General features: G+C 70.4%; 20 protein-coding genes and 1 tRNA gene. 14 read left to right on the plus strand and 7 right to left on the minus strand.

Annotation, left to right across the window (positions count from 1 at the left end):
* Nucleotides 1-243: 243 nt before the first annotated feature.
* Nucleotides 244-2682, plus strand: a complete 2439-nt coding sequence (locus tag ABD882_RS14715; protein ID WP_345188108.1) for an Rne/Rng family ribonuclease — start codon at nucleotides 244-246, stop codon at nucleotides 2680-2682.
* Nucleotides 2683-2739: 57 nt separating this feature from the next.
* On the opposite strand, the gene ABD882_RS14720 is transcribed toward ABD882_RS14715, so the two are convergent.
* Nucleotides 2740-3366, minus strand: coding sequence for a TMEM175 family protein (locus ABD882_RS14720; protein ID WP_345188109.1), 627 nt, complete (start codon nucleotides 3364-3366; stop codon nucleotides 2740-2742).
* The gene (locus ABD882_RS14725; protein ID WP_345188110.1) at nucleotides 3363-3653 is read right to left on the minus strand and encodes a DUF4031 domain-containing protein; all 291 of its coding nucleotides are present in this window, start codon (nucleotides 3651-3653) and stop codon (nucleotides 3363-3365) included. The genes ABD882_RS14720 and ABD882_RS14725 overlap by 4 nt, the downstream gene beginning before the upstream one ends.
* A 255-nt stretch (nucleotides 3654-3908) precedes the next feature.
* On the opposite strand from ABD882_RS14725, the gene rplU reads away from it, so the two are divergent.
* From rplU to ABD882_RS14780, 11 genes are all read left to right on the plus strand, one after another.
* Complete coding sequence (gene rplU / locus ABD882_RS14730) at nucleotides 3909-4217, plus strand: 50S ribosomal protein L21 (RefSeq protein WP_345188111.1); 309 nt, start codon at nucleotides 3909-3911, stop codon at nucleotides 4215-4217.
* A 20-nt stretch (nucleotides 4218-4237) separates the two neighbouring features.
* Nucleotides 4238-4495 carry a 50S ribosomal protein L27 gene (gene rpmA, locus ABD882_RS14735; protein ID WP_345188113.1) on the plus strand — a complete coding sequence of 86 codons (258 nt, stop codon included), beginning with the start codon at nucleotides 4238-4240 and terminating at the stop codon, nucleotides 4493-4495.
* A 116-nt stretch (nucleotides 4496-4611) separates the two neighbouring features.
* Nucleotides 4612-6159, plus strand: a complete 1548-nt coding sequence (gene obgE, locus ABD882_RS14740) for a GTPase ObgE (protein WP_345188114.1) — start codon at nucleotides 4612-4614, stop codon at nucleotides 6157-6159.
* The gene (gene proB / locus ABD882_RS14745) at nucleotides 6156-6938 is read left to right on the plus strand and encodes a glutamate 5-kinase (protein ID WP_345188115.1); all 783 of its coding nucleotides are present in this window, start codon (nucleotides 6156-6158) and stop codon (nucleotides 6936-6938) included. Before obgE ends, proB begins: the two co-directional genes overlap by 4 nt.
* Nucleotides 6939-7057: 119 nt before the next feature.
* A complete protein-coding gene (locus tag ABD882_RS14750) occupies nucleotides 7058-8284 on the plus strand; it encodes a glutamate-5-semialdehyde dehydrogenase (RefSeq protein WP_425563378.1) in 1227 nt (408 codons plus the stop codon).
* A 54-nt stretch (nucleotides 8285-8338) separates the two neighbouring features.
* Complete coding sequence (locus ABD882_RS14755; protein WP_345188118.1) at nucleotides 8339-8575, plus strand: hypothetical protein; 237 nt, start codon at nucleotides 8339-8341, stop codon at nucleotides 8573-8575.
* Nucleotides 8576-8584: 9 nt separating this feature from the next.
* Entirely contained in the window at nucleotides 8585-9181 is a 597-nt protein-coding gene (gene nadD, locus ABD882_RS14760; RefSeq protein ID WP_345188119.1) for a nicotinate-nucleotide adenylyltransferase, read from the plus strand.
* Complete coding sequence (locus tag ABD882_RS14765) at nucleotides 9178-10449, plus strand: hypothetical protein (RefSeq protein ID WP_345188120.1); 1272 nt, start codon at nucleotides 9178-9180, stop codon at nucleotides 10447-10449. Before nadD ends, ABD882_RS14765 begins: the two co-directional genes overlap by 4 nt.
* Nucleotides 10449-10835 (plus strand): ribosome silencing factor, encoded by a 387-nt coding sequence (gene rsfS, locus ABD882_RS14770; RefSeq protein ID WP_345188145.1) that lies wholly within the window; start codon nucleotides 10449-10451, stop codon nucleotides 10833-10835. The genes ABD882_RS14765 and rsfS overlap by 1 nt, the downstream gene beginning before the upstream one ends.
* 109 nt (nucleotides 10836-10944) lie before the next feature.
* Nucleotides 10945-11829 (plus strand): formate dehydrogenase accessory sulfurtransferase FdhD, encoded by an 885-nt coding sequence (gene fdhD / locus ABD882_RS14775; RefSeq protein ID WP_345188122.1) that lies wholly within the window; start codon nucleotides 10945-10947, stop codon nucleotides 11827-11829.
* Nucleotides 11826-14165, plus strand: a complete 2340-nt coding sequence (locus ABD882_RS14780; RefSeq protein ID WP_345188123.1) for an FdhF/YdeP family oxidoreductase — start codon at nucleotides 11826-11828, stop codon at nucleotides 14163-14165. The genes fdhD and ABD882_RS14780 overlap by 4 nt, the downstream gene beginning before the upstream one ends.
* A gap of 12 nt (nucleotides 14166-14177) precedes the next feature.
* On the opposite strand, the gene lysA is transcribed toward ABD882_RS14780, so the two are convergent.
* From lysA to ABD882_RS14800, 4 genes are all read right to left on the minus strand, one after another.
* A complete protein-coding gene (gene lysA / locus ABD882_RS14785) occupies nucleotides 14178-15437 on the minus strand; it encodes a diaminopimelate decarboxylase (RefSeq protein ID WP_345188124.1) in 1260 nt (419 codons plus the stop codon).
* Nucleotides 15438-15496: 59 nt separating this feature from the next.
* Complete coding sequence (locus ABD882_RS14790; RefSeq protein ID WP_345188125.1) at nucleotides 15497-16402, minus strand: universal stress protein; 906 nt, start codon at nucleotides 16400-16402, stop codon at nucleotides 15497-15499.
* Entirely contained in the window at nucleotides 16399-17898 is a 1500-nt protein-coding gene (locus ABD882_RS14795; protein ID WP_345188126.1) for an amino acid permease, read from the minus strand. Before ABD882_RS14795 ends, ABD882_RS14790 begins: the two co-directional genes overlap by 4 nt.
* Nucleotides 17899-17959: 61 nt before the next feature.
* Complete coding sequence (locus ABD882_RS14800; RefSeq protein ID WP_345188128.1) at nucleotides 17960-19516, minus strand: aminotransferase class I/II-fold pyridoxal phosphate-dependent enzyme; 1557 nt, start codon at nucleotides 19514-19516, stop codon at nucleotides 17960-17962.
* Nucleotides 19517-19636: 120 nt separating this feature from the next.
* Here ABD882_RS14800 and ABD882_RS14805 point away from each other — a divergent pair, with 120 nt between their 5' ends.
* Nucleotides 19637-20575: a LysR family transcriptional regulator gene (locus ABD882_RS14805; RefSeq protein WP_345188129.1), complete on the plus strand. Its 939-nt coding sequence runs from the start codon at nucleotides 19637-19639 to the stop codon at nucleotides 20573-20575.
* A gap of 109 nt (nucleotides 20576-20684) precedes the next feature.
* A tRNA-Ala gene (locus ABD882_RS14810) sits at nucleotides 20685-20760 on the plus strand.
* Between the two features lie 94 nt (nucleotides 20761-20854).
* Here ABD882_RS14810 and ABD882_RS14815 read toward each other — a convergent pair.
* Nucleotides 20855-22171: a serine hydrolase domain-containing protein gene (locus ABD882_RS14815; protein WP_345188130.1), complete on the minus strand. Its 1317-nt coding sequence runs from the start codon at nucleotides 22169-22171 to the stop codon at nucleotides 20855-20857.
* Nucleotides 22172-22266: the final 95 nt, after the last annotated feature.

The raw sequence follows: 22266 nt of genomic DNA on the forward strand, positions 1-22266 counted from the left end.
CTCATCTGCGCAGGATGCACGAGGGCCACAGCGGATCGCGTCGAGTCGAGGATCCGGGCCCGATGGTGCGATAATGAAGGCGTCGACCCGCCCGATGGCGGACGGCGAATACAGACTTCGGGGGCTCCTGCCCCCAGCGATCAGAGCACATGCCGATCGCAGACCGGTTGAGTTCGCGGCGCCAGGCGCGTCGCACGAGAGAATTCACGGCGGCTGGGCCGCTGTGCAGGGAGTACGCCAGAGATGGCCGACGAGAACAATGACAACACCCCTACCCTCGACCTCGATGCGCTGCTGCCGGTAGCGCCCGAACCCGCGGAGCAGACGCCCGCGCAGGTCGAGCAGCCCGCAGAGCACGCGGACGTCGCTGAGGCGACCGCGGCCGAGCCGACCGAGGACGGCTCGACGGAGCCCATCGCCGAGCCGGCGGCGGAGACGCCCGTCGCGGAGCCGGAGCCCGTCGCCGAGCCCGAGCCCGTCGCCGAGCCCGAGCCCGAGCCCGTTGCTGAGCCCGAGCCGGCCGCGGACTCCGAGCCCGCACCGCTCACCGCGGTGAGCCTCGGCCTGCTGCCCGAGGTCTTCGTGTCCCGCGTCTCGACGCAGCTGCACTTCTACGCACCCACGATCGTGCCGCTCCCGGCCCGCTCCGCGCGCGACGCCCGGGATGCCCGTGACGCACGGGATGCCCGCGACGACCGCGACGCCGACGACTCGTTCGGCCGGCGCACGCGCGGCCGCGGCGGAGAGAGCGATCAGCCGCGGCAGCGGCAGCGCGTCGTCGAGTACATCACCGAGCCCAAGGCAATCAAGGGATCCACTCGGCTCGAGGCGAAGAAGCAGCGCCGTCGCGACGGCCGCGATGCCGGTCGTCGTCGCCCTGTGGTCACCGAGGCGGAGTTCCTCGCCCGCCGTGAGGCCGTCGATCGCGAGATGATCGTGCGTTCCAAGAACGGCCGCACGCAGATCGCCGTGCTCGAGGACAACGTGCTGGTCGAGCACTACGTCGCCCGCAACCAGGACGCGTCGCTCATCGGCAACGTGTACCTCGGCCGCGTGCAGAACGTGCTGCCCAGCATGGAGGCCGCGTTCGTCGACATCGGCCGTGGCCGCAACGCCGTGCTCTACTCCGGCGAGGTGGACTGGGCCAACGTCGAGACCGGCAACCAGCCGCGCCGCATCGAGCTCGCGCTCAAGGCGGGCGACCGGGTGCTCGTGCAGGTCACCAAGGATCCGGTGGGCCACAAGGGCGCGCGCCTGACCAGCCAGATCTCGCTGCCCGGCCGCTACCTCGTGTACGTGCCGAACGGCTCGATGAACGGCATCTCGCGCAAGCTCCCCGACACCGAGCGGGCGCGCCTGAAGCGCATCCTCAAGGAGGTGCTCCCCGAGTCCAGCGGCGTGATCGTCCGCACCGCGGCCGAGGGCGCCACCGAGGACCAGCTGACCAACGACGTGCAGCGGCTCACCGCGCAGTGGAGCTACATCCAGAAGCAGGTCGAGACGCAGCAGGCCCCCGCGCTGCTGCACGCCGAACCCGACCTGCTCGTGAAGATCGTCCGCGACGTATTCAACGAGGACTTCACGCGGATGCGGATCCAGGGCGCCGATGCCGGCAGCACCATCCGCTCCTACCTCGACAGCGTCGCCCCCGACCTGCTGGACCGCGTCGAGGCCTACGAGGACACCAGCGACCCGTTCGACGTCTACCGGGTGACCGAGCAGATCGAGAAGGCCCTGGATCGCAAGGTCTGGCTGCCGTCCGGCGGATCGCTCGTGATCGACCGCACCGAGGCGATGACGGTCGTCGACGTCAACACCGGCAAGTTCGTCGGATCCGGGGGCAACCTCGAAGAGACCGTCACGAAGAACAACCTCGAGGCGGCGGAGGAGATCGTCCGCCAGCTGCGCCTGCGCGACATCGGCGGCATCATCGTCGTCGACTTCATCGACATGGTGCTCGAGTCGAACCGCGATCTCGTGCTGCGTCGCCTCGTGGAGTGCCTGAGCCGCGACCGCACCAAGCACCAGGTGGCGGAGGTCACCTCCCTGGGACTCGTGCAGATGACCCGCAAGAAGCTCGGGCTCGGCCTGCTGGAGACCTTCAGCGAGCCTTGTGAGGTGTGCGCCGGCCGTGGTGTGATCGTGCATCACGACCCGGTCGTGAAGCACCGCACGGCAGTCCCGGTGCAGAGCTCCAACCGCCGCCAGCGCGGTACCGGCGGCGGCTCGGCCGGCGCCGCGAACGGCAACAGCTCGAACGGCAACGGCTCGTCGAACGGCAACGGCGCAGGCGGCAACGGCGGCGCGCCCTCGATCGCTCCGGCGAACGGCGGCACGCACGGTATCCCCGAGGGGGCGAAGTCGGCCCTGGCGCAGATCGCCGCGTCCACCCGCAGCGCGACCGGTGAGACCCCCGTCGTCGGGGACACCCCGGTGGAGGTCGTCGTGGAAGACGCGACGCAGGAGCGTGCGAAGAAGCCCCGCAAGAAGCGCGGCTCCGAGCGCGGCAAGGGTCCCAAGTCCGAGGCCCAGCAGCTGCTCGACTCCGTGCTGGACGCGCTGCCCGAGCCGAAGGCGCCCGGACAGGGCCGCAACCGCCGCCGCGTCAGCACCGCCGCGCTCTCGGCCGGTACGGCCGTCGTGCACACGACGGAAGCGGCGCCCAAGAGCGACGCGGGCTGAGCCCGCCGCCACGGCGATCCTCCACGGCCACCGTCAGGACAGCAGGAGGATCCGGCGCTACAGCGTCGGATCCTCCTCGTCCGTCTCTGAAGCGGGGGACGAGACGTGCTCCGCGCTGAGAAAACGCTCCACCCGCCGGTCCGGGACCAGCCAGATCACGGCGACGATCACGAACGGCACGAGCCCGAGCCACGGCACGACGAACGCCAGTCCGATCCCGGCCAGGTAGAGCAGGGGCGAGACGACGCCCTTCACGTCGCGCGCGAACGCGGCGCGGATCCGCTCGCCGCCGGGGCGTCGGGTGATGGTCTGCTGCAGGATCCAGTAGCCGATCGCGGCGCCGAGCAGGTTGAGGCCGTAGACGACCGTCGGCACCTGCGCGACGTGGGACTCGGTCAGCCAGGCCGTCGTGAACGGGTACAGGGAGAGCCAGAACAGCAGATGCAGGTTCGCCCACAGCACCATGCCGTCGACCGCGGGACGCAGCTGGAACAGGTGGTGGTGGTTGTTCCAGTAGATGCCGATGTACACGAAGCTCAGCAGGTACGTGAGCAGGCCCAGGCCCGAGGTGTGCACGAGATCCGCCCAGGTGCCCCCCTTCGGAACGGCGAGACCGAGCACCATGACCGTGATGATGATCGCGAGGACGCCGTCGCTGAAGGCCTCGAGCCGGCCGGAGGTCATCGCCGGTGCCGATCGGGCAGGCCGGCCCTGTCTCTCGCCGGGATGCGCAGCCCCGATGCGATCAGGGCCCGGGTGAGCTCCTTCGCGCCCACGTGCCTGGCGCCGCCTGCGAGGAGCCGGGGGAGCGCGTCCGCCGGGACGTCGTAATGGTCGAGGTCGAACGCCCGCGGCGGGATGTCATGCGCGGACGCGAAGGCGTGCAGCTCGTCCAGGGCGGCATCGCTGACCAGGTGCGCCCAGAGCCTGCCGTGCGCGGGCCAGACCGCATCGTCCACGAGTATCGCCATGCCGAGATCCTAGACGCGGACGAGGATCGGGGGTCCGAACGGGGCCGAGAACCCGACACGGCCGCACTCGCTTTGCGGCCCGCGAGTCCTTCCGGTAAAGTAGCTCCTTGGTGCACCGCGCCGGACGTCCCACTCGGCCGCCGCGGGATCATGCAACTCGCGCCCGCCACTGCAGTCCCTCTGCTGTGGCGCGATGCACGCACAGTCTTCCCGTGAGATTACGGAGCGCTCGCTCCCCAACGAAACAGGTATGAAGTGGTTTACGCAGTAGTGCGCGCCGGTGGACGCCAGGAGAAGGTCGAGGTCGGCACGATCGTTCAGCTCGACCGCCTGAAGGCGGCCCAGGGCGAGAAGGTCGAGCTTGCCGCGGTGCTCCTCGTCGACGGTGACACCATCACCACCGACGCCGACAAGCTCGCGAAGGTCAAGGTCACGGCCGAGGTTCTGGGCAACCTCCGCGGCCCGAAGATCGTCATCCAGAAGTTCAAGAACAAGACCGGTTACAAGAAGCGCCAGGGCCACCGTCAGGACCTCACGCGCGTCAAGATCACCGGCATCAAGTAAGCACGAAGAGGAGCTGAGAAATGGCACACAAAAAGGGTGCGAGCTCGACCCGCAACGGTCGTGACTCCAACGCACAGCGACTCGGCGTGAAGCGCTTCGGCGGCCAGACCGTCAACGCCGGTGAGATCCTCATCCGCCAGCGCGGAACGCACTTCCACCCCGGCGTGAACGTCGGCCGTGGTGGCGACGACACGCTTTTCGCCCTCGCCGCCGGTGCGGTCGAGTTCGGCGCGAAGGGCGGCCGCAAGGTCATCAACATCGTCGCAGCAGCCGAGTAGGCTGCGACGGCTCAGCCTCCGGTTGAGCTTGTCTTCGGGACGGGGCGGGCTTCGGCTCGTCCCGTTTCCGCATTCCGGCACCATTCCCGCACACCCGCAATCCTGGAGGATCCCGCATGGTCACGTTCGTCGACAGGGTGACGCTGCACCTGCGTGCGGGTAAGGGCGGCAACGGCTGCGTCTCCGTGCACCGCGAGAAGTTCAAGCCTCTGGGCGGTCCGGACGGCGGCAACGGCGGCGACGGCGGCGACATCGTCCTGGTCGCGGATCCGCAGACCGGAACGCTGCTCTCGTACCACCACTCCCCGCACCGCAGCTCCGCCAACGGCGGGTTCGGGATGGGCGATCACCGGTCGGGCTACATCGGCGAGGACCTCGAGCTGCTCGTCCCGGTCGGCACCGTCGTGAAGAACACGGACGGCGACGTGCTGATCGACATGGTCGAACCGGGCGAACGCTACGTCGTCGCCCAGGGCGGCCAAGGCGGCCTCGGCAATGCGGCGCTCGCGACCCCGAAGCGCAAGGCCCCCGGCTTCGCGCTGCTGGGCACCCCCGGCTTCGAGGGCGATGTCCTGCTCGAGCTCAAGACCGTGGCCGACGTGGCCCTGGTGGGATACCCGTCGGCCGGCAAGTCGAGCCTGATCGCCGCGATCTCCGCGGCGCGCCCGAAGATCGCCGACTACCCATTCACGACACTGCATCCGAACCTCGGCGTCGTGCAGGCGGGCGACTCGCGGTACACCGTCGCCGACGTGCCGGGCCTCATCGAGGGCGCCAGCGAGGGCCGCGGGCTCGGCCTGCAGTTCCTGCGGCACGTCGAGCGCTGCTCCGCGCTGCTGCACGTCATCGACTGCGCCACGCTCGAGCCCGGCCGGGATCCGCTGAGCGATCTCGACGTGATCCTCGCCGAGCTCGCCGCGTACGAGGTCCCCGAGGGGCAGCTGCCGCTGCTGGAGCGGCCTCAGGTCGTCGCGCTCAACAAGATCGATGTGCCGGAGGCGCGCGAGCTCGCCGACTTCATCCGCCCGGATCTGGAAGCGCGCGGTTTCCGCGTGTTCGAGATCTCCTCCGTCTCGCACGAGGGCCTGCGCCCGCTCACCTTCGCACTCGGCGAGATCGTCGACAAGCACCGGGCGGAGCTGGCCGCCGCCGCACAGGCTCCCAAGGAGCGGGTCGTCATCCGCCCCCGCGGGTCGAAGAAGGAGTTCGAGATCCGCGTCGAGGGCGGCAGCTACGGCAACGTGTACCGGATCCTCGGCGACAAGCCGGTCCGCTGGGTGCAGCAGACCGACTTCACCAACGAGGAGGCCGTCGGCTTCCTGGCCGACCGCCTCGAGAAGCTCGGCGTCGAGGACGAGCTGTTCCGTCTGGGGGCGACGCGCGGATCCACCGTCGTGATCGGCGCCGGCGAGAGCATCGTGTTCGACTGGGAGCCGCAGATGTCCTCCGCGGCCGAGCTGATCACCTCGCCGCGCGGCCTGGACTCCCGGTTCGACCCGAACAACCGCCGCACCACCAACGAGCGGCGCCAGCGCTACCACGAGCGCATGGACGCCAAGGCCGCCCTGCGCGCCGAGGACGAGCGAGAGCGCCTTGCGATCCGCGGCACTCAGGACGGCGCCGGAGACGGCCACCAGGCGGGAGCCGCCGGAGACGACGAATGACCGCGCTCACCCGTTCCGCGCTGCCCGAGGCCGCGCGGATCGTCGTGAAGGTGGGCTCGTCGTCGATCAGCGGTGACGCCGCCTGGCGGATCCCTCTTCTCGTGGAGGCGCTGGCGACCGCGCACGCGCGCGGCACGGAGATCGTGCTGGTCTCCTCCGGTGCGATCGCGACCGGGATCCCGTTCCTCGAGCTGGAGGCGCGGCCGACCGACCTCGCCACGCAGCAGGCGGCGGCCGCGGTCGGGCAGAACGTGCTGATCTACCGCTATCAGGAAGCGCTGCGCCCGCACGGCATCGTGGCGGGGCAGGTGCTGCTCACGACCGGCGACCTGGAGCAGCCGACCTCCCGCAGCAACGCGCAGCGCGCGATGGAACGGCTGCTCGGGCTGCGGGTGCTGCCCATCGTGAACGAGAACGACACGGTCGCGACCCAGGAGATCCGCTTCGGCGACAACGACCGCCTCGGCGCCCTCGTCGCCCAGCTGATCGGCGCCGATGCGCTGGTGCTGCTCAGCGACGTCGAGTCGCTGTACACCCGGCCGCCCTCCGATCCGGCCGCGGAGCCGCTCGACCTCGTCACCGCGGGCGCCGACCTGTCCGGGCTGGAGTTCGGCTCGACGGTCGTGAACGGCGTCGGCACCGGGGGAGCGGCGACCAAGGTGTCCGCGGCACGCCTCGCGGCCGCATCCGGGATCGGCGTGCTCGTGACGAGCGCGGATCTCGTCGCCGAGGCGCTCGCAGGGGCCGAGATCGGCACCTGGTTCGAACCCGCCCTCTGACCCGGGAATCCGTCATCGGCGAGCCCGCCCCGTCGGCGGCTCGATACACTGACGACATGTCCACCGCCTTCGCCGAGATCGTCGTGCCCTCCGTCGTCGAGGATTCGCCCGAGACGCGCATGCGCGCCGCCAAGGAGGCCTCGCGGGAGACCGCGCGGCTGACCAGCGACGGCAAGGTCCGCGCCCTGCACGCGATCGCCGACGCACTCACCGCCGGATCCGCCGACATCATCGCCGCCAATGCGCGCGACCTCGCCCGCGGTGCCGCGGAGGGCATCGGCGACGCGCTTCTGGATCGGCTGCGGCTGGACGAGAAGCGGATCGCCGCGCTCGCCGACGCGGTCCGCGAGGTCGCGGCGCTGCCGGATCCGGTGGGCCGGGTCGTCGGGGGGCACCGGATGCCCAACGGCGTCGCGCTGGAGCAGGTGCGCGTGCCGTTCGGCGTCGTCGGCGCGATCTACGAGGCCCGGCCGAACGTGACCGTCGACATCGCGGCGCTCGCGCTGCGCTCGGGCAACGCCGTCGTCCTGCGCGGCGGCAGCGCGGCCAGGGAGAGCAACACCGTGCTCGTGCGGGTCATGCGGGACGCGCTGGCGTCCGCGGGGGTGAGCTCCGAGGCGATCCAGACCGTCGACGACTTCGGCCGTGCCGGGGCGACCGCGATGATGCATGGCCGCGGCCTCATCGACGTGCTGGTGCCGCGCGGGAGCGCGTCCCTGATCGAGACCGTGGTCACAGAGTCGACCGTGCCCGTGATCGAGACCGGGGCGGGTGTCGTGCACATCGTGCTCGACGAGTCGGCGCCGCTGGACTGGTCGCGGGACATCGTCGTGAACGCGAAGGTGCAGCGTCCGAGCGTGTGCAACGCGGTGGAGACGGTGCTGGTGCTCCGCGCCGCCGCCCAGCGCGTCGTGCCCGAGGTCGCCGCGGCCCTGCTCGCGCAGGGCGTGACGATCCACGGCGACGAGGAGATCCGGCGACTGGTGCCTGCGGCGGTGGCGACCACCGACGAGGACTGGGCGACCGAGCACATGAGCCTCGATCTGTCGATGCGCGTGGTCGGCGATCTGGACGAGGCGCTCGCGCACATCCGCCGCTACAGCACGGGCCACACCGAGTCGATCATCAGCACGGACGCCCTCGCGATCGACCGCTTCCTGGCGGAGGTGGACTCGGCCGTCGTGATGGCCAACGCCTCCACGCGGTTCACCGACGGCGGCGAGTTCGGGTTCGGCGCCGAGGTGGGCATCTCGACCCAGAAGCTGCACGCGCGGGGCCCGATGGGACTCGCCGAGCTGACCAGCACCAAGTGGCTCGCGCGTGGGGCGGGGCAGACCCGCGCCTGAGGGCTAGACTGAGGGACTGAGATCCACCCTGATCACCCTCATCCTGGAGAATCGATGAACCTCGTCGCACAGCTCGTGCAGGCCGCTGCAGAGAACACCGGGCACGGAAACATCGCGCTGGAGACCCTTCCGTTCGGTCTGATCGCCGCCGGCGTGTTCACGCTGCTCGGCCTGGTCGCGTTCTCGTACCGCAACGTCGCCAACCGCCACGCCGCGAAGGCCGAGGCCTGGGCGGCGGAGCACGGACACGCCCACGGAAACGAAGGGCACGGGGCCGGCCACGGTCACTGAGCTGATCCGATGACGACCACTCCGGCGCCGCGGATCGGCGTGATGGGCGGAACCTTCGACCCGATCCATCACGGTCACCTCGTCGCCGCGAGCGAGGTCGCGCATTCCTTCGGATTGGACGAGGTCATCTTCGTCCCCACCGGCGAGCCGTGGCAGAAGAGCGGCGTGTCGGCGGGGGAGCACCGCTATCTGATGACGGTGATCGCGACCGCATCGAACCCGAGCTTCACCGTCAGCCGTGTCGACATCGACCGCGACGGGCCGACGTACACGATCGACACGCTGCGCGATCTGAAGGCGCAGCGGCCGGATGCGGAGTTCTTCTTCATCTCGGGCGCGGACGCCGTGGCGCAGATTCTCAGCTGGAGGGATCATGATGAACTGTGGGACCTCGCCCACTTCGTCGCGGTTTCCCGACCCGGCCACGTGCTGAGCACGGACGGTCTGCCCAGCGACGATGTCAGTCAACTGGAGGTCCCGGCCCTCTCGATCTCGTCGACGGACTGCCGTTCCCGGGTCCGAGAGGGAGACCCGGTCTGGTACCTCGTACCGGACGGAGTGGTCCAGTACATCGCGAAGCATCATCTTTATCGGAGCACGTCATGAGCACATCGGATCAGCCTCAGCTGACCCGCAAGGAGTTGCGGGAAGCCCGACTCACGGGATCGACCCCGATCGTCACTCCGGAAGACGCCGAGGCCGCGCGCCTTGCCGCCGAGGCGGAGCAGGCCGCCGACGTCGTCGCCCCCGAGCCCGAACTGCAGGCGGAGCCTGAACCGGAGCCGGAGCCCGAACCGCTGACCCGGCGTCAGATGCGCGAGCAGGAGCAGATCCGCACGGCATCGGTCGCCGTCGTGGATGAGACCGTGGCCGACACCGCCCCCGAGGCGGTCCCGGCTCCGCTGACGATCCCGGAGCGCCCTGCCGCCCCTGAGGCCCCGGCGATGATCACCGACGTTCCCCGCGCCGCGTACCCCACCCGGCGCCGCTCCTACGAGCCCGCCTCCGATGCCGATGAGCAGGACGGGGTGGACGACGCCGAGCAGGCCGTCGCGCCCGTGTCGGTCTTCGCGATGATGCGCGCGCAGGAGGCGGCGAGTCGCGCCCGTCTCGAAGAGCCCGCGCCGGACACCGCCGAGGTGCCGGCGCCCGCGGCCCCCGCGGCTCCGACCGAAGCCGTGCGCCCCACGGCGCCGCCCGTCCTTCCCGCCGCTCCCGCGGTCGACGAGGTCTTCACGCCCGCGCCGGTGGCCGCATCCGCGCCGCCGCTGCCGTTCGCCCCCGACGCTGCGCCGTGGACCGAACCTGTGGCGGACGAGGAACCGACGATCGAATCGCTGCTCGGCGGATCCGATCCCGAGCCCGAATCCGACGACGAGCCGACCGTGAACGCGGGCTTCGGCCGCCGTGTTCTCGCCCAGCAGACGAACGCGCCGGTCGTCAACTCGTTCGACGCGCTCATCGGCGATTCCACCGGATCCCACCATGCGGCGCCGAACGCGCTCATCTTCCAGCAGGCGCCCTCCGGCCCGTCGCTGTCAGGCCCTGTGGCGTCCACGGGGGAGATCCTCGTCACCGGCAGCTACGACCTCCCCGCCGGTCTCGGCTCGCGCGGTCACGCCGACGGCTTCGCCGACGGCAAGGAGGTCGACGCCGTGCTCGTCGACGGCGAGCTCGCCCCGGCCTCCTCACCCACCCCGATCGCCGCGAGTGCGGCGATCGGCACCATCAAGCCCGCCGGAGAGGTCATCCGACCCCCGGAGCCCGAGAAGAGCAACAAGCTCATGCTCGCGCTGACCATCACGGCCGGCGTTCTCGCCGTCGCCCTCGTCGGCGCCCTCATCGTCGCCATCACCACAGGAGCCCTCTCTTGATGCAGTCCCCCGTCTCCGCCACAGAGATGCTTCAGATCGCCGCGGATGCGGCCCGTGCCAAGGGCGGTGAGGATCTGCTCGCGCTGAACGTCTCCGAGCCGCTCCCGCTCGTCGACGTGTTCCTCCTCGTCACCGGCAACAGCGAGCGCAACGTCGCCGCGATCGCCGACGAGATCGAGGATCGCATGATCGAGGCCGGTTTCAAGCGCGTGCGCCGCGAGGGCCGCAGCGAGGCCCGCTGGGTGCTGCTGGACTTCGGCGACCTCATCGTGCACGTCTTTCACGAGGAGGAGCGCACCTACTACGGCCTCGAGCGCCTGTGGAAGGACTGCCCGGTCGTGCCGATCGCCGAGCCCGCGCCGCTGGCCGCCGCCGAACAGGACTGAGCAGGACCCGCCCGCGCTGAGCAGGCTCCGCCCACGCGGCAGCGATCCGTTCGGGCGACTCCGGCCCGGTGACGTTCGCAACGAACGGATCCGCGAGTAGGGTCGAGCCGTGGGACGGATCACGACGCTGCGGCCGGTCACCCGGATCGCTCTCGGAGAGGGCGCGCGCCGTCGCGCCGACACGCTGGCGGTCGAAGAGCCGCTCGAGATCCGCATCGGCGGCGCTCCACTCGCCGTCACGATGCGCACCCCGGGCCACGACGTCGAGCTCGCGATCGGGTTCCTCGTCTCTGAGGGCGTGATCGCCCACCGGGACGACTTCCGCTCCGCGATCCACTGCGGCGGTCCCGGCACCGGCGGCGCGGAGAACACCTACAACGTGCTCGACGCGACCCTCGCGGCGGGCGTGTGGCTGCCCGGCGCCGACGAGGCGCGCCGGTTCTACACGACGAGTTCGTGCGGCGTGTGCGGAAAGGCGAGCGTCGACGCCGTGCGCACGGTGTCACCGCACGACCTCGCCGTCGACGCCACCGAGGTCGACGCGGCGTGGATCGCCGAGCTGCCCGACCGGCTCCGCGCCGGCCAGGCCGCGTTCGAGAAGACCGGCGGGCTGCACGCCGCGGGGCTGTTCGACGCCGCCACCGGCGAGCAGCTCGTGATCCGCGAGGACGTCGGCCGGCACAACGCCGTCGACAAGGTGATCGGCTGGGCCCTTCAGGAGGGGCGGCTGCCGCTGCGTGCGACGGTGCTGCAGGTGTCGGGGCGCGCGAGTTTCGAGCTGGTACAGAAGGCGGTCATGGCGGGGATCCCGATCCTCTCCGCGGTGTCGGCGCCGTCGTCGCTGGCCGCGGAGCTCGCCGAGGAATCCGGGTTGACCCTGATCGGATTCGTCCGGGGCAGCTCCATGAACGTGTACGCGCAGGAACAGCGCGTACGGATCGATGCGCAGGCGCGAGGCGAGGTTCCCGCGCGGGAAGGGCAGGCAGGGCGATGAGCGACGACATGCACTCCAGCGGAGGGACCTCGTTCGGGCTCCTGCCCGCGGAGCCCCGGCAGGGCGGCTACGGGCCCCGCACGACCGGGGTCTGGTCGCGCAAACCCTATCGTCACCCCGCTGCGGGCTGGGGAGCGGCGAAGTCGGTCGGCATGGTGCTGGCGAAGCAGCGCGAGCCCGTCGCCGGATCCGGCGCGATGCTCCTCATGAACCACGGCGTGTCCGGCTACGACTGCCCGGGGTGCGCCTGGCCCGACGACCTCGGCAACCTGCGTCTGGACATCTGCGAGAACGGCATCAAGCACGTCACGTGGGAGATGACCAGCAAGCGCGTCGACCGGCAGTTCTTCGCGACCCACACTGTCTCCGAGCTGTCGGGATGGACCGACTTCGATCTGGAGGATCAGGGACGGCTCACCGAGCCGATGAGCTACGACGCCGCGAGCGATCGCTACGTGCCGATCACGTGGGACGACGCGTTCGCGCTCATCGGAGCGGAGCTGCAGGGCCTCGACAGCCCGGACCAGGCCAGCTTCTACACCTCGGGCCGGCTCAGCAACGAGGCGACCTTCCTCTACCAGCTGATGGTGCGCGAGTACGGCACGAACAATCTGCCGGACTGCTCGAACATGTGCCACGAGGCATCGGGGCGGGCGTTGAAGGCGTCGCTCGCCACGGGCAAGGGCACGGCCGATCTGCGGGACTGGGAGGAGTGCGACGCGCTCTTCGTCCTGGGCGTGAACGCAGCGTCGAACGCCCCGCGCATGCTGACCGCGCTGTCCGATGCCGTCCGCCGCGGCGCCCAGGTCGTGCACGTCAACCCGCTCGTGGAGGCCGGCGCCACGCGCACGATCGTGCCCCATGAGTTCGTCGACATGGCGCTGAACCGCAGCACCGACACGAGCACGATGAACCTGCAGGTGCGGCTCGGCGGCGATCTCGCGCTGATCCGCGGCATGGCGAAGGCCGTCTTCGAGGCGTCGGAGACCGATCCGGGTGTGCTCGACGAGGAGTTCCTGGGCACGCTCACGCAGGGGGTCGACGACTACCGGTCACTGGTCGAGGCGACGCCGTGGGCGGAGCTGGTGCGGCAGTCCGGCCTGAGTGAGGAGCGGATCCGGGCCGCCGCGGCGATCTACCTCGCCTCCGAGCGCACCGTGATCAGCTGGTGCCTCGGCGTGAGCCAGCACGAGCACGGCGTCGACACGGTTCGCGAGATCGTGAACCTGCTGCTGCTGCGCGGCAACATCGGCCGGCCCGGCACCGGCCCGTCGCCCGTGCGCGGGCACAGCAACGTGCAGGGCAACCGCACCTGCGGCATCGACCACCGCCCGCCGGCCTGGACCGACCGGCTCGCCGAGGTGTGCCGCATCGATCCGCCCCGGCATCCGGGACTGGACACCGTGCGGACCATCCGCGGCATGCACGACGGCACCGTGAAGGTGTTCGTGGGCATGGGCGGGAACTTCGTGCTGGCCGCGCCCGACACCCCGTTCACCGCGGCGGGGCTCTCCCGCTGCCGGCTCACCGTGCAGGTGAGCACGAAGCTCAACCGCAGCCACCTCGTGCACGGCGAGAAGGCCCTGATCCTGCCCTGCCTGGGCCGCACCGAGCGCGACCAGCAGGAGGCAGGCCCGCAGGGCGTCACCGTCGAGGACGCCATGAGCATGGTGCACCTCTCGGTCGGGCGCAAGCGCCCCGCGTCGCCGTACCTGCGTTCCGAGCTCGCGATCGTCGCGGGGATCGCCAAGGCGACGCTGCCGCAGACGCACACCCCGTGGGACGGCTACATCGCCGACTACGACCGGATCCGCGATGTCATGGCGCAGGTGCTGCCCGGCTTCGAGGGCTTCAACGAGCGGATCCGCAACCGGCACGGCTTCCGGATCCCGCAGCCCGCCAGGGAGCGGGTGTTCGAGACCGAGTCCGGCAAGGCCGAGTTCTCGCACGCACCGCTGCCCGACGTGATCCCGGCATCGCGCGAGACCCTGGTGCTGCAGACCATGCGCTCGCACGACCAGTGGAACACCACGATCTACTCCGCGAACGACCGCTACCGCGGCGTGAAGAACCTGCGCGAGCTGATCTTCCTGCACGTCGACGACATGCGTGATCGCGGTATCGCCGAGGGCGACCTCGTCGACATCCGCTCGACGTCGAAGGACGGGTCGACCAGGGCCGTGCATGCGTTCCGCGCGGTCCCGTACGACCTGCCGCGGGGGAACGCGGCCGGGTACATGCCGGAGCTGAACGTGCTGATCGGGCACGCCGACTTCAGTGCGCAGAGCGATCAGCCGCTGATGAAGAGCATCCAGGTCACCGTCACGCCGGTCTGACGTGCTGCGGGCTCACAGGTCGCGGTCGAACAGGTCGTCCCAGGTCTCGCGGCGGATGACGGCTTTCGCGGATCCGTCCCGGACGAACACCACGGGCGGACGACGATAGCCGTTGTAGTTGTTCGCCATGGTGTGCGTGTAGGCGCCGGTGGCGGCGACCGCGAGCAGATCGTCGACCCGCGGGGCGGGCAAGCGCAGCGGATCGATGAGCACGTCGCCGGATTCGCAGTGCCGTCCGACCACGACGACGTCCTCGACGGCGTCCTCGCCCAGGCGGGTGGCGAGGGCGGCCTCGTAGCGCTGCTGGAACAGGGCCACCTCGAGGTTGTCGCCCATGCCTCCGTCGACCGCCACGAACGTCCTGGCGTCCCTTTTCACGGTGGTGACCGTGTACAGCGTCAGCGCGGAGCCGTTCACCATGCTGCGACCCGGTTCGATGATCAGCTCGGCGTCCGCCGGCAGGTGCTCGCGCGCGGCGGCGAGCAGCGCCTCGACGTATGCGTCCACCGAGGCGGGGTGCTCGTCGTAGGTGTACCGGGCGCCGAGCCCGCCGCCGAGGTCGTACACGGGGAAGGTGCCGAGTGCGGCCAGCGGCGCCACGGCGGCGGCGAGCTCGGCGGGATCCATGACCTGCGATCCCACGTGCGCGTGCACCCCGCGCATCTCCAGCCGCGGGCTCGCCTCGATCCGGGTGATGAGGGCGCGGGCGGCGGCTGCGGTGAGCCCGAACTTGGACCCCACCTGCCCGGTCTGCACGTGCGGATGCGTGGACGACTCCACCTCCGGGATCACCCGCACCAGCACGCCCTGCCGGCGCCCCTCCGGCACGAGCCGCTCCAGCCGATCCACGTCGTCCGCGTTGTCGACCACGACCAGGCCCAGCCCCGCGTCCACGGCGATCCGCAGCTCCTCGGTGGTCTTGGCGTTGCCGTGCATGACGAGCAGCGCCGGGTCGACGCCGGCGCGCAGGGCGCTGAGGATCTCGCCGCCGCCGGCGACGTCGAGCCCGATGCCCTCCTCGACCATGACGCGCTGCACCGCGGTCGCGGGGAACGCCTTCGACGCGAACACGACACGTGCGTGCGGCCAGCGGGACGTCAGCGCCGTGCGGTACTCGCGGGCCCGCGCGCGTAGCGACTCCTCGTCGACGATGATCGCCGGGGTGCCGAACTCGCGGGCGAGGTCATCGACGCGGCAGCCCCCGATCCGCAGCGTGCCGTCGTCGTCGATCTCGGCGCCGGCGGGGAGGAGTTCGAGAAGGGGGTGAGGCATGGCCTGGATCCTAACGTTCACGACGGATTCTGCGGTGCGTGCTCAGATGTGGCGACTGTTCAGCCGCGGCCCGGGGTGGCGGCTCCGCGCGGGACCACGACGACGGGCACGGGGGAGTGCCGCACGACCTTGGCGGCGTGCGAGCCGAGGAAGACCCGTGCCACCGGTCCGAGACTGCTCGAGCCGACCACCAGCACCTCCCCGGCCTCCCACTCGAGGTCGTCCATCGCCGCCTCCCACGAGTCGCCGGTGCCGATCACGGCTCCGGCGATGCGCGGCGCGTCCGAGCGGGAGGACACCGTGGACAGCAGCTGCGCCGCCTGGCGTTCGACGTCGCCCGCCCACTCGTCGGCGATGCCCTGCTCGACGTCGAGACCCGCGCCCGAGGTGGCCGATACCGGGGGCACGACCGCGAAGGAGGCGATGCGCAGGTCGGCTCCCACCGACGCTGCGACCTCGGCGGCGCCGAGCACGAGGTCGGCCGATTCGCCGGTGCCGCGGTAGGCGGCCGTGACGCGCACCACGCGCGCACCCGGGGCGGTCCGGAAGCCGCGCGGGGCGATCGCGACGGGAACCGGGGCCGCACGCAGCAGCGCATCGCTCTCCGACCCGAGCGCGATCCGCCCGAGGGGACCGGCCGACGACGATCCCACCACGATCAGTTCGACGTCGCTCCGCTCGGCGAGCTCGGCGAGCCCGCGGCGCGCCGAGGGAGCCTCGTGCAGCACGTATTCGGCGGGGACGGCGTCGCCCAGCACCGCGGCCGCATGATCGAGCACCTGGTTGGCGGTGTCCCTCGCATAACGGCGCCATTCGGCGTCCGCGCTGCCCGCCGCCATCGGCCAGGTGCCGGGCAGGACCGCCGCCACGATCAGGTCGGTGCCCGCCGATCGGGCCAGCATCGCGGCCAGGTGCAGCACCGCCGCAGAGCGGTGCGCGGGGTCGACCCCGACGAGCAGGCTCATCGCCGGCCCGCCTTGCGGCGGGATGCCGCAGCCCGGCGGATCTCACTCGTGCTGGGCTGCCCGACGTTCGTCGTGTACGGCACGTTCGCCTCGACGACAGGGTGGCCCACCTCGAGTGCGGAATGGCGGCGTCCGTAGAACCAGTAGAAGACGAGGAAGACGGCGGTCCAGATCAGGAACACCACGATCGTGATGATGCGCAGCTGGGTGATGATCGCGATGCAGCCGATGATCGACAGGATCGGGATCGTCCAGCCGAGGGGGAGCCGGAAGCCGCGCTCCAGCTCCGGCTCGCGGACTCGCAGGATGATGACGCCGAGGGAGACGACCAGGAACGCGACGAGCGTGCCGATGCTGGTCATCTCGGCGAGGAAATCGATCGGGATCACGGCGGCGAGGACGCTTGTGGCGATCATCACGATGATCGTGTTCGGGATCGGGGTCATGGTGCGCGGGTTGACCTTCGCGAACACCGCAGGGATCATCCCGTCGCGCGACATCGCGAACAGGATCCGGGTCTGACCGTAGAGCACGACGAGGGTCACCGAGAAGATCGAGATGATGGCACCGGCGGCCACGATCGTGCCGGGCCAGGTGGATCCGATGATGTTCTGCAGGATGGCGGCGAGACCGGCGTCCTGATTCTCGAACTTCGCCGGAGCCTGAGCGCCGAGAGCCGCGAGGCAGGTCAGCACGTAGAGAGTGATGATGATCCCGAGCGCGAACATGATCGCGATCGGCAGGTTGCGCTTCGGGTTCTTCGCCTCGTCACCGGCCGTGGACACCGCGTCGAGCCCGACGAACGAGAAGAAGATGATGCCGGCGCCGCCGATGACTCCGGCGAAGCCTGCGGGCGCGAAGTTCTGGAAGTGGTCCGCGTTCCAGCCCGTGAACGCCACGGCGCAGAAGAACAGGACCACCGCGATCTTCACGACCACCATTATGCTGTTGACGAGCGTCGACTCGCGGGCGCCGCGGATCAGCAGCAGCGAGCACAGCACGATGACGATCACCGCGGGGATGTTGACGATGCCGCCCTGCTCGGGTGCCTGAGACAGCTGGACGGGCAGCTGCCAGCCGAACAGGTTCTGCAGCAGCTGGTTGACGTACTGCGACCAGCCCACCGCGACCGCGGCGGTGGAGACGCCGTACTCGAGTAGGAGGCAAGCGCCCACGGCCATGGCCGTGCCCTCGCCGAGCGTCGCATAGGCGTAGGAGTAGGTCGATCCGGACACCGGGACGGCGCCCGCCATCTCGGCGTAGCAGAGCGCGGTGAGCCCCGCGACGATCCCGCCGATCACGAACGACCAGATCACGGCGGGACCTGCGACCGGCACCGCCTGGGACAGGATGAAGAAGATTCCGGTGCCGAGGGTGCCGCCGACGCCGATCATCGTCAGCGAGAACAGTCCGATGCTCCGTTTCAGATGAACCTCGCCGGTGTCGACGGGGGTCGTCGGTTTCCGGCGCAGCAGCTGCTGGGCGATGGTAGACATACCAGTCTCCTTCGATTGGTTTCGTTCCGACCCGGGCCGCGGTGCGGCGCCAGGATCCTGCTCAGTCTTCTCTCAGCACCCGGAACTGCGCTACGCCTGCGTCGACTGCGCCGCGCACATACCCGCTGGGGGAGGCGGCGACGGCCTGCAGGAAGGCCACGGTCTGGGCCGTGATCTCCTCGCCGGGGATCACGTTGGGGATCCCCGGCGGGTAGGCCGCGAGGGTGTCCGCGGAGATGCGCCCTACCGCGTCCGCGGCGAGGACGAGTTCGGTGTCGGAGAAGAATGCGTCGCGGGGGAGCACACGCAGGGGCCCGGACGGGGGCAGCGCCGGGAAACCGGCTGCGTCGCCGAGCGAGCGCTCGGCGATCGCCTGTGGAGACTCGACCGCCGCGACCAGCGCGCGGAGCACGCGATCCAGGTCGGGAGTCTTGCCCGCGCCGATCAGGGCGACGAGCGAGGTCGCCGTCGACATCTCGAAATAGATGCCGTCGAGGTCGATGAGGTGCTGGCGCAGCCAGTGCCCGCTGACGCCGGTGGCGGACACGTCGATCGGGACCCGCAGCGGGTCGACCGCGACGATGTCGTCGAAGCCGCCGAACCCGTCGCTGAGGACCGCGAAGCGGGGATCCTCACGCAGCGCGGCGCGGAAAGACTCCGCGGCGACGATCGACCTCCCGATCAGCTCCTCGCCCGTCATCAGGGAGTGCCGCGCGATGTCGAGCGACGCCTGCAGCAGTGCGGACGAAGAGGTGGACGCGGTCATCGCGACGGCGCGCTCGATCAGCGGCTCGAGCCGGTCGGCGAACGGGCCGTGGCCGAGGTGCAGCATCGCGGACTGGGTGAGGGATCCGGCGAGCTTGTGCGTGCTGGAGACCACGAGGTCGGCGCCGAGCCGCGCAGGGGAGTCCGGAAGGTCGGGGTGGAAGCCGAAATGCGGGCCCCAAGCCCCGTCCACGATGAGCGGGGCGCCGTGGGCGTGCGCGACCCGGGCCAGGCCGGCCACGTCGGCGACCGCTCCGAAGTAGCTGGGGGAGACGACATAGACCGCGCTCGCGGCGTGCCCGTCGGCGGCGGCCGCGATCAGCGCCTCCTCCAGCGCGGCCGGCGAGACGCCGTGCGCGATCCCGTGCCGCGTGTCGACCGACGGCAGCACGAATGACGGGGTGAGGCCGGCGGTGAGCACACCGTCGCTGAAGCTGGAGTGCGCGCTGCGCTGGGACAGGATGCCCGTGCCGAGCGAGCGCACCGCGAGCGCCGCGATCCGGTTGGCCTGCGAGGCGCCGCCGGTGAGGAACCAGGTGCGGCGTGCGCCCCAGGCGTCGGCCGCGAGAGCGAGGGCGCGATCGAGGGGGGAGTTCTCGCCGAGGTCGATGTCGTCGAGCAGCATCGGAACGTCGAGGCGGAGCGGGCGCTCTCCGAGGAAGTCGGCGAGCCGAGCGCTGAGGCCGAGGCCGTCGCCGCCATGGCCGGGGACCATGAGCTGGATCGGCCCGCGCGCGACGTGGCGGTCCAGGGCATCGGCGTACGGGGTCTCCCAGTGCCGGAGATCCCGGGGCGCGGATCCGGACGCCGGGAGCGCGGACGGGGCCATGGCGAGGGACTCAGAGGAGAGCATGCCTCCATGGTGAGGCTTGCTCGCCCGCGGGAGAATCCCCCGAAGTTCACCCGATCCACATATCCTGTATGTGACTCAGTGCTCAAACCGAGTGTTTCAGACATAGGAGGTTGGTGTCTCATGGCCGATCTGCGACAGTTCGAAGCGCTCAGAGCCGTGCACGCCGAGGGCTCGGTCACCGCCGCGGCACGTCGGCTCGGGTGGGGGCAGCCGACCGTCGACTACCACCTGAAGAACCTCGAACGGCTGGTCGGATCCCCGGTGCTGCTGCGCTCGCCGCGAGGATCCCGGCTCACTCCCGTCGGCATGCTGCTGCTGGAGCGGGCGCAGGACATCCTGACGCTCAGCGAGCGGGCGATCCGCGATGCCCGCGAGCTCACGCAGATGGGGCGGGTGCGGCTGCGCTTCGGCACGTTCCCGACCGCCGCGGCGAAGATCCTGCCGTCGGTCGTCGCGCGGGTGAACGATCTCGGGATCGAAGTCGACGCCGTGCTCGAGGAGGTGCCGTCGCTCGTGGAGCGGATCAACCGCGGCGCGCTCGATGCGGCGCTCGTGTACACGGTCCCCGGATACGAGCTGCCGTTCCGACCGCACGTGGCGACCGTTGAGGTTCATCGCGACCCGCTGCTGCTCGCGCTTCCCACGGGACATCGGCTCGCTGCGCGGTCGTCGATCGACGTGCCCACTCTGCTCTCTCTGCACGATGAGCGCTGGCTCTTCGCCGCAGCCGCGGACGACCCGATGGACACGATCGTGATCGACGCGTTCGAGGCGCAGGGGCACACGCTCAAGGTCGCGATCCGCACGGACGACTTCCAGGTGATGCTCGGCATGATCGCGGCGCGCATGGTGGTGGGTCTCGTCCCCGGCTTCGCGACCGGCGGGGCGCATCCGGGCATCGTGCTGCGCCCCATCGACGACCCGAGGTTCGTGCGTTCGATCCTCGTGGCGACCCTGGCCGAGGGATCCCCGCGCGGGCCCTCGACGGCCGTGCGCCAGCTCGTCGCCGCGATCCGTGACGGGTTCGCCGCCCTTCCGTCCGGGGTCGGCCTGGAGTGAGTTCGGCCGGACACGCCCGGGGGCCCGTCATGGGGCGCCCGGATTCGCGCGCGGCGGAAACGTTGTTGTAAGCTGAACGGGTTGTCGCGGGAGGCCGCGAGCAGCAGAAGGGCCTGTGGCGCAGCTGGTAGCGCACCTGCATGGCATGCAGGGGGTCAGGGGTTCGAGTCCCCTCAGGTCCACCAATGTGACTCGTAAGCCATATCACGTAATGAGAGCTGGGCCATAGGCCGGGCTCTCATTTTCGCGTTGCGGCCGCAGGTCTGATCCGCCCAGGGTTCAGCTCCCCGGCTTCCCGGTTTCGGTGGTAACCGGCAGCACCGCCGTGCCGAACTTCGTGCGGTAGAGCTGGTCGATCAGCACCTGCGCGCCGGCTTTGGCCGTGGGCTGTCCGTCCGGTGAGAGCGCGAGGTTGGTCCAGATGACGAGCGTCATGCCGTGCGCGGGGTCGGTGGCGACGATCGTGTTGAATCCCGGCAGCTCGCCCTCGTGCAGGTAGATCCGGTTCGACCCGAAACGGATCTGCTCGATGCCCAGGCCGTACTGCGGGCCGTTGTACGGGTTCGCCGCGTCCATGGGCTTGAGATCGTCGAGCCACGCCCGATGGACAGTGTCGCCCAGCAGTTTGCTGTCACCCAGCGCGTGCGCCCACGTCGTCAGGTCGTGCGCGGTCGAGATGACGCCCCCGGCGGCCCATGACCAGGAGGGGCTCTGCGTGGTCACAACGTTGGGCTGCAGGGTGCCGGCGGCAGCGGCGGCCTGCTGGTCGGCGGGGAGAAGAGCGCGGTGATTGATCGGGAAGATCCCGTACTGGTAGCCCTGGATCAGCGGACTCGGCAGCGCGGTCGTCCTCGCGCTCGGCAGGCGGGTGTCCTTCATGCCGAGCGGACCGAACAACCGAGCCTGGAAGATGTCGGCGAGCGACGTGCCGTCGAGGCTCTCTGCCACCATCCCCAGCAGGATCGTGTTCGTGTTCGAGTAGTCGAACGCGGTATTCGGTGCGGAGACTGCCGGGTAGCCGAAGCCGAAATCCGTCAGCTGCGTCGGCGTCCACAGGTGGGTCATGTCCTGGTCGAAGACCGTCGCGAACCCGTCGGTGTCCAGATAGTTCTGCAGGCCGCTGCGCATCTGCAACAGATCGGCGATGGTGATGTTCTGCCCGTTCGGCACCGCGGGGACGAAGCGGGAGATCGGGTCGGTGAGCGCCAGCTTCTTCTCGCCCACCATCTGCAGGATGATGGCGGCGGTCATGGTCTTGGTGACGGATCCGATCCGGAAGACATCGGATTCCTCGGGTGCTCGGTGCGCACCGAGTTCGCTGGTGCCGTAGCTGGCCGACACCGTCCCGTCCGGAGTGGTCACCACCGCGAACGCGCCCGGCACGAGGTTCTTCTTCGCGGATGTCGCAAGCGTCGATTGGAGGATCTTCTGCGACAGCACTTTCAGCTCCGGCGTCGCAGAGGACGAGCTGGACGTGGCGGGTGCGGAGCCGGCGCTGCACCCGGACAGCACCAGCATCGCCGCGATCACCAGACCACCGGCGCCTCGGATGCGGTCCGGCGCAGGCCGTGCGGGACGGGTTCGGATCCTGGTCATGTCGTCTTCGCCGCCCCATCGACCCGCTGTCGCCGGCGAACAACCCCAGGGTACGGATCGCCGTTCCGCGTGCTCGCCATCGCGCCGGAAGCTGT

It is taken from the genome of Microbacterium panaciterrae (genome assembly GCF_039541635.1).
In the GTDB taxonomy this organism is placed as follows: domain Bacteria; phylum Actinomycetota; class Actinomycetes; order Actinomycetales; family Microbacteriaceae; genus Microbacterium; species Microbacterium panaciterrae.

Excerpts from the sequence above, each read along its gene's own strand:
- ABD882_RS14715 (WP_345188108.1), top strand. The coding sequence starts at position 244 with ATGGCCGACGAGAACAATGACAACACCCCTACCCTCGACCTCGATGCG.
- ABD882_RS14720 (WP_345188109.1), bottom strand. The coding sequence starts at position 3,366 with ATGACCTCCGGCCGGCTCGAGGCCTTCAGCGACGGCGTCCTCGCGATC.
- ABD882_RS14725 (WP_345188110.1), bottom strand. The coding sequence starts at position 3,653 with ATGGCGATACTCGTGGACGATGCGGTCTGGCCCGCGCACGGCAGGCTC.
- rpmA (WP_345188113.1), top strand. The coding sequence starts at position 4,238 with ATGGCACACAAAAAGGGTGCGAGCTCGACCCGCAACGGTCGTGACTCC.
- obgE (WP_345188114.1), top strand. The coding sequence starts at position 4,612 with ATGGTCACGTTCGTCGACAGGGTGACGCTGCACCTGCGTGCGGGTAAG.
- proB (WP_345188115.1), top strand. The coding sequence starts at position 6,156 with ATGACCGCGCTCACCCGTTCCGCGCTGCCCGAGGCCGCGCGGATCGTC.
- ABD882_RS14750 (WP_425563378.1), top strand. The coding sequence starts at position 7,058 with ATGCGCGCCGCCAAGGAGGCCTCGCGGGAGACCGCGCGGCTGACCAGC.
- ABD882_RS14755 (WP_345188118.1), top strand. The coding sequence starts at position 8,339 with ATGAACCTCGTCGCACAGCTCGTGCAGGCCGCTGCAGAGAACACCGGG.
- nadD (WP_345188119.1), top strand. The coding sequence starts at position 8,585 with ATGACGACCACTCCGGCGCCGCGGATCGGCGTGATGGGCGGAACCTTC.
- ABD882_RS14765 (WP_345188120.1), top strand. The coding sequence starts at position 9,178 with ATGAGCACATCGGATCAGCCTCAGCTGACCCGCAAGGAGTTGCGGGAA.
- rsfS (WP_345188145.1), top strand. The coding sequence starts at position 10,449 with ATGCAGTCCCCCGTCTCCGCCACAGAGATGCTTCAGATCGCCGCGGAT.
- ABD882_RS14780 (WP_345188123.1), top strand. The coding sequence starts at position 11,826 with ATGAGCGACGACATGCACTCCAGCGGAGGGACCTCGTTCGGGCTCCTG.
- lysA (WP_345188124.1), bottom strand. The coding sequence starts at position 15,437 with ATGCCTCACCCCCTTCTCGAACTCCTCCCCGCCGGCGCCGAGATCGAC.
- ABD882_RS14790 (WP_345188125.1), bottom strand. The coding sequence starts at position 16,402 with ATGAGCCTGCTCGTCGGGGTCGACCCCGCGCACCGCTCTGCGGCGGTG.
- ABD882_RS14795 (WP_345188126.1), bottom strand. The coding sequence starts at position 17,898 with ATGTCTACCATCGCCCAGCAGCTGCTGCGCCGGAAACCGACGACCCCC.
- ABD882_RS14800 (WP_345188128.1), bottom strand. The coding sequence starts at position 19,516 with ATGCTCTCCTCTGAGTCCCTCGCCATGGCCCCGTCCGCGCTCCCGGCG.
- ABD882_RS14805 (WP_345188129.1), top strand. The coding sequence starts at position 19,637 with ATGGCCGATCTGCGACAGTTCGAAGCGCTCAGAGCCGTGCACGCCGAG.
- ABD882_RS14815 (WP_345188130.1), bottom strand. The coding sequence starts at position 22,171 with ATGACCAGGATCCGAACCCGTCCCGCACGGCCTGCGCCGGACCGCATC.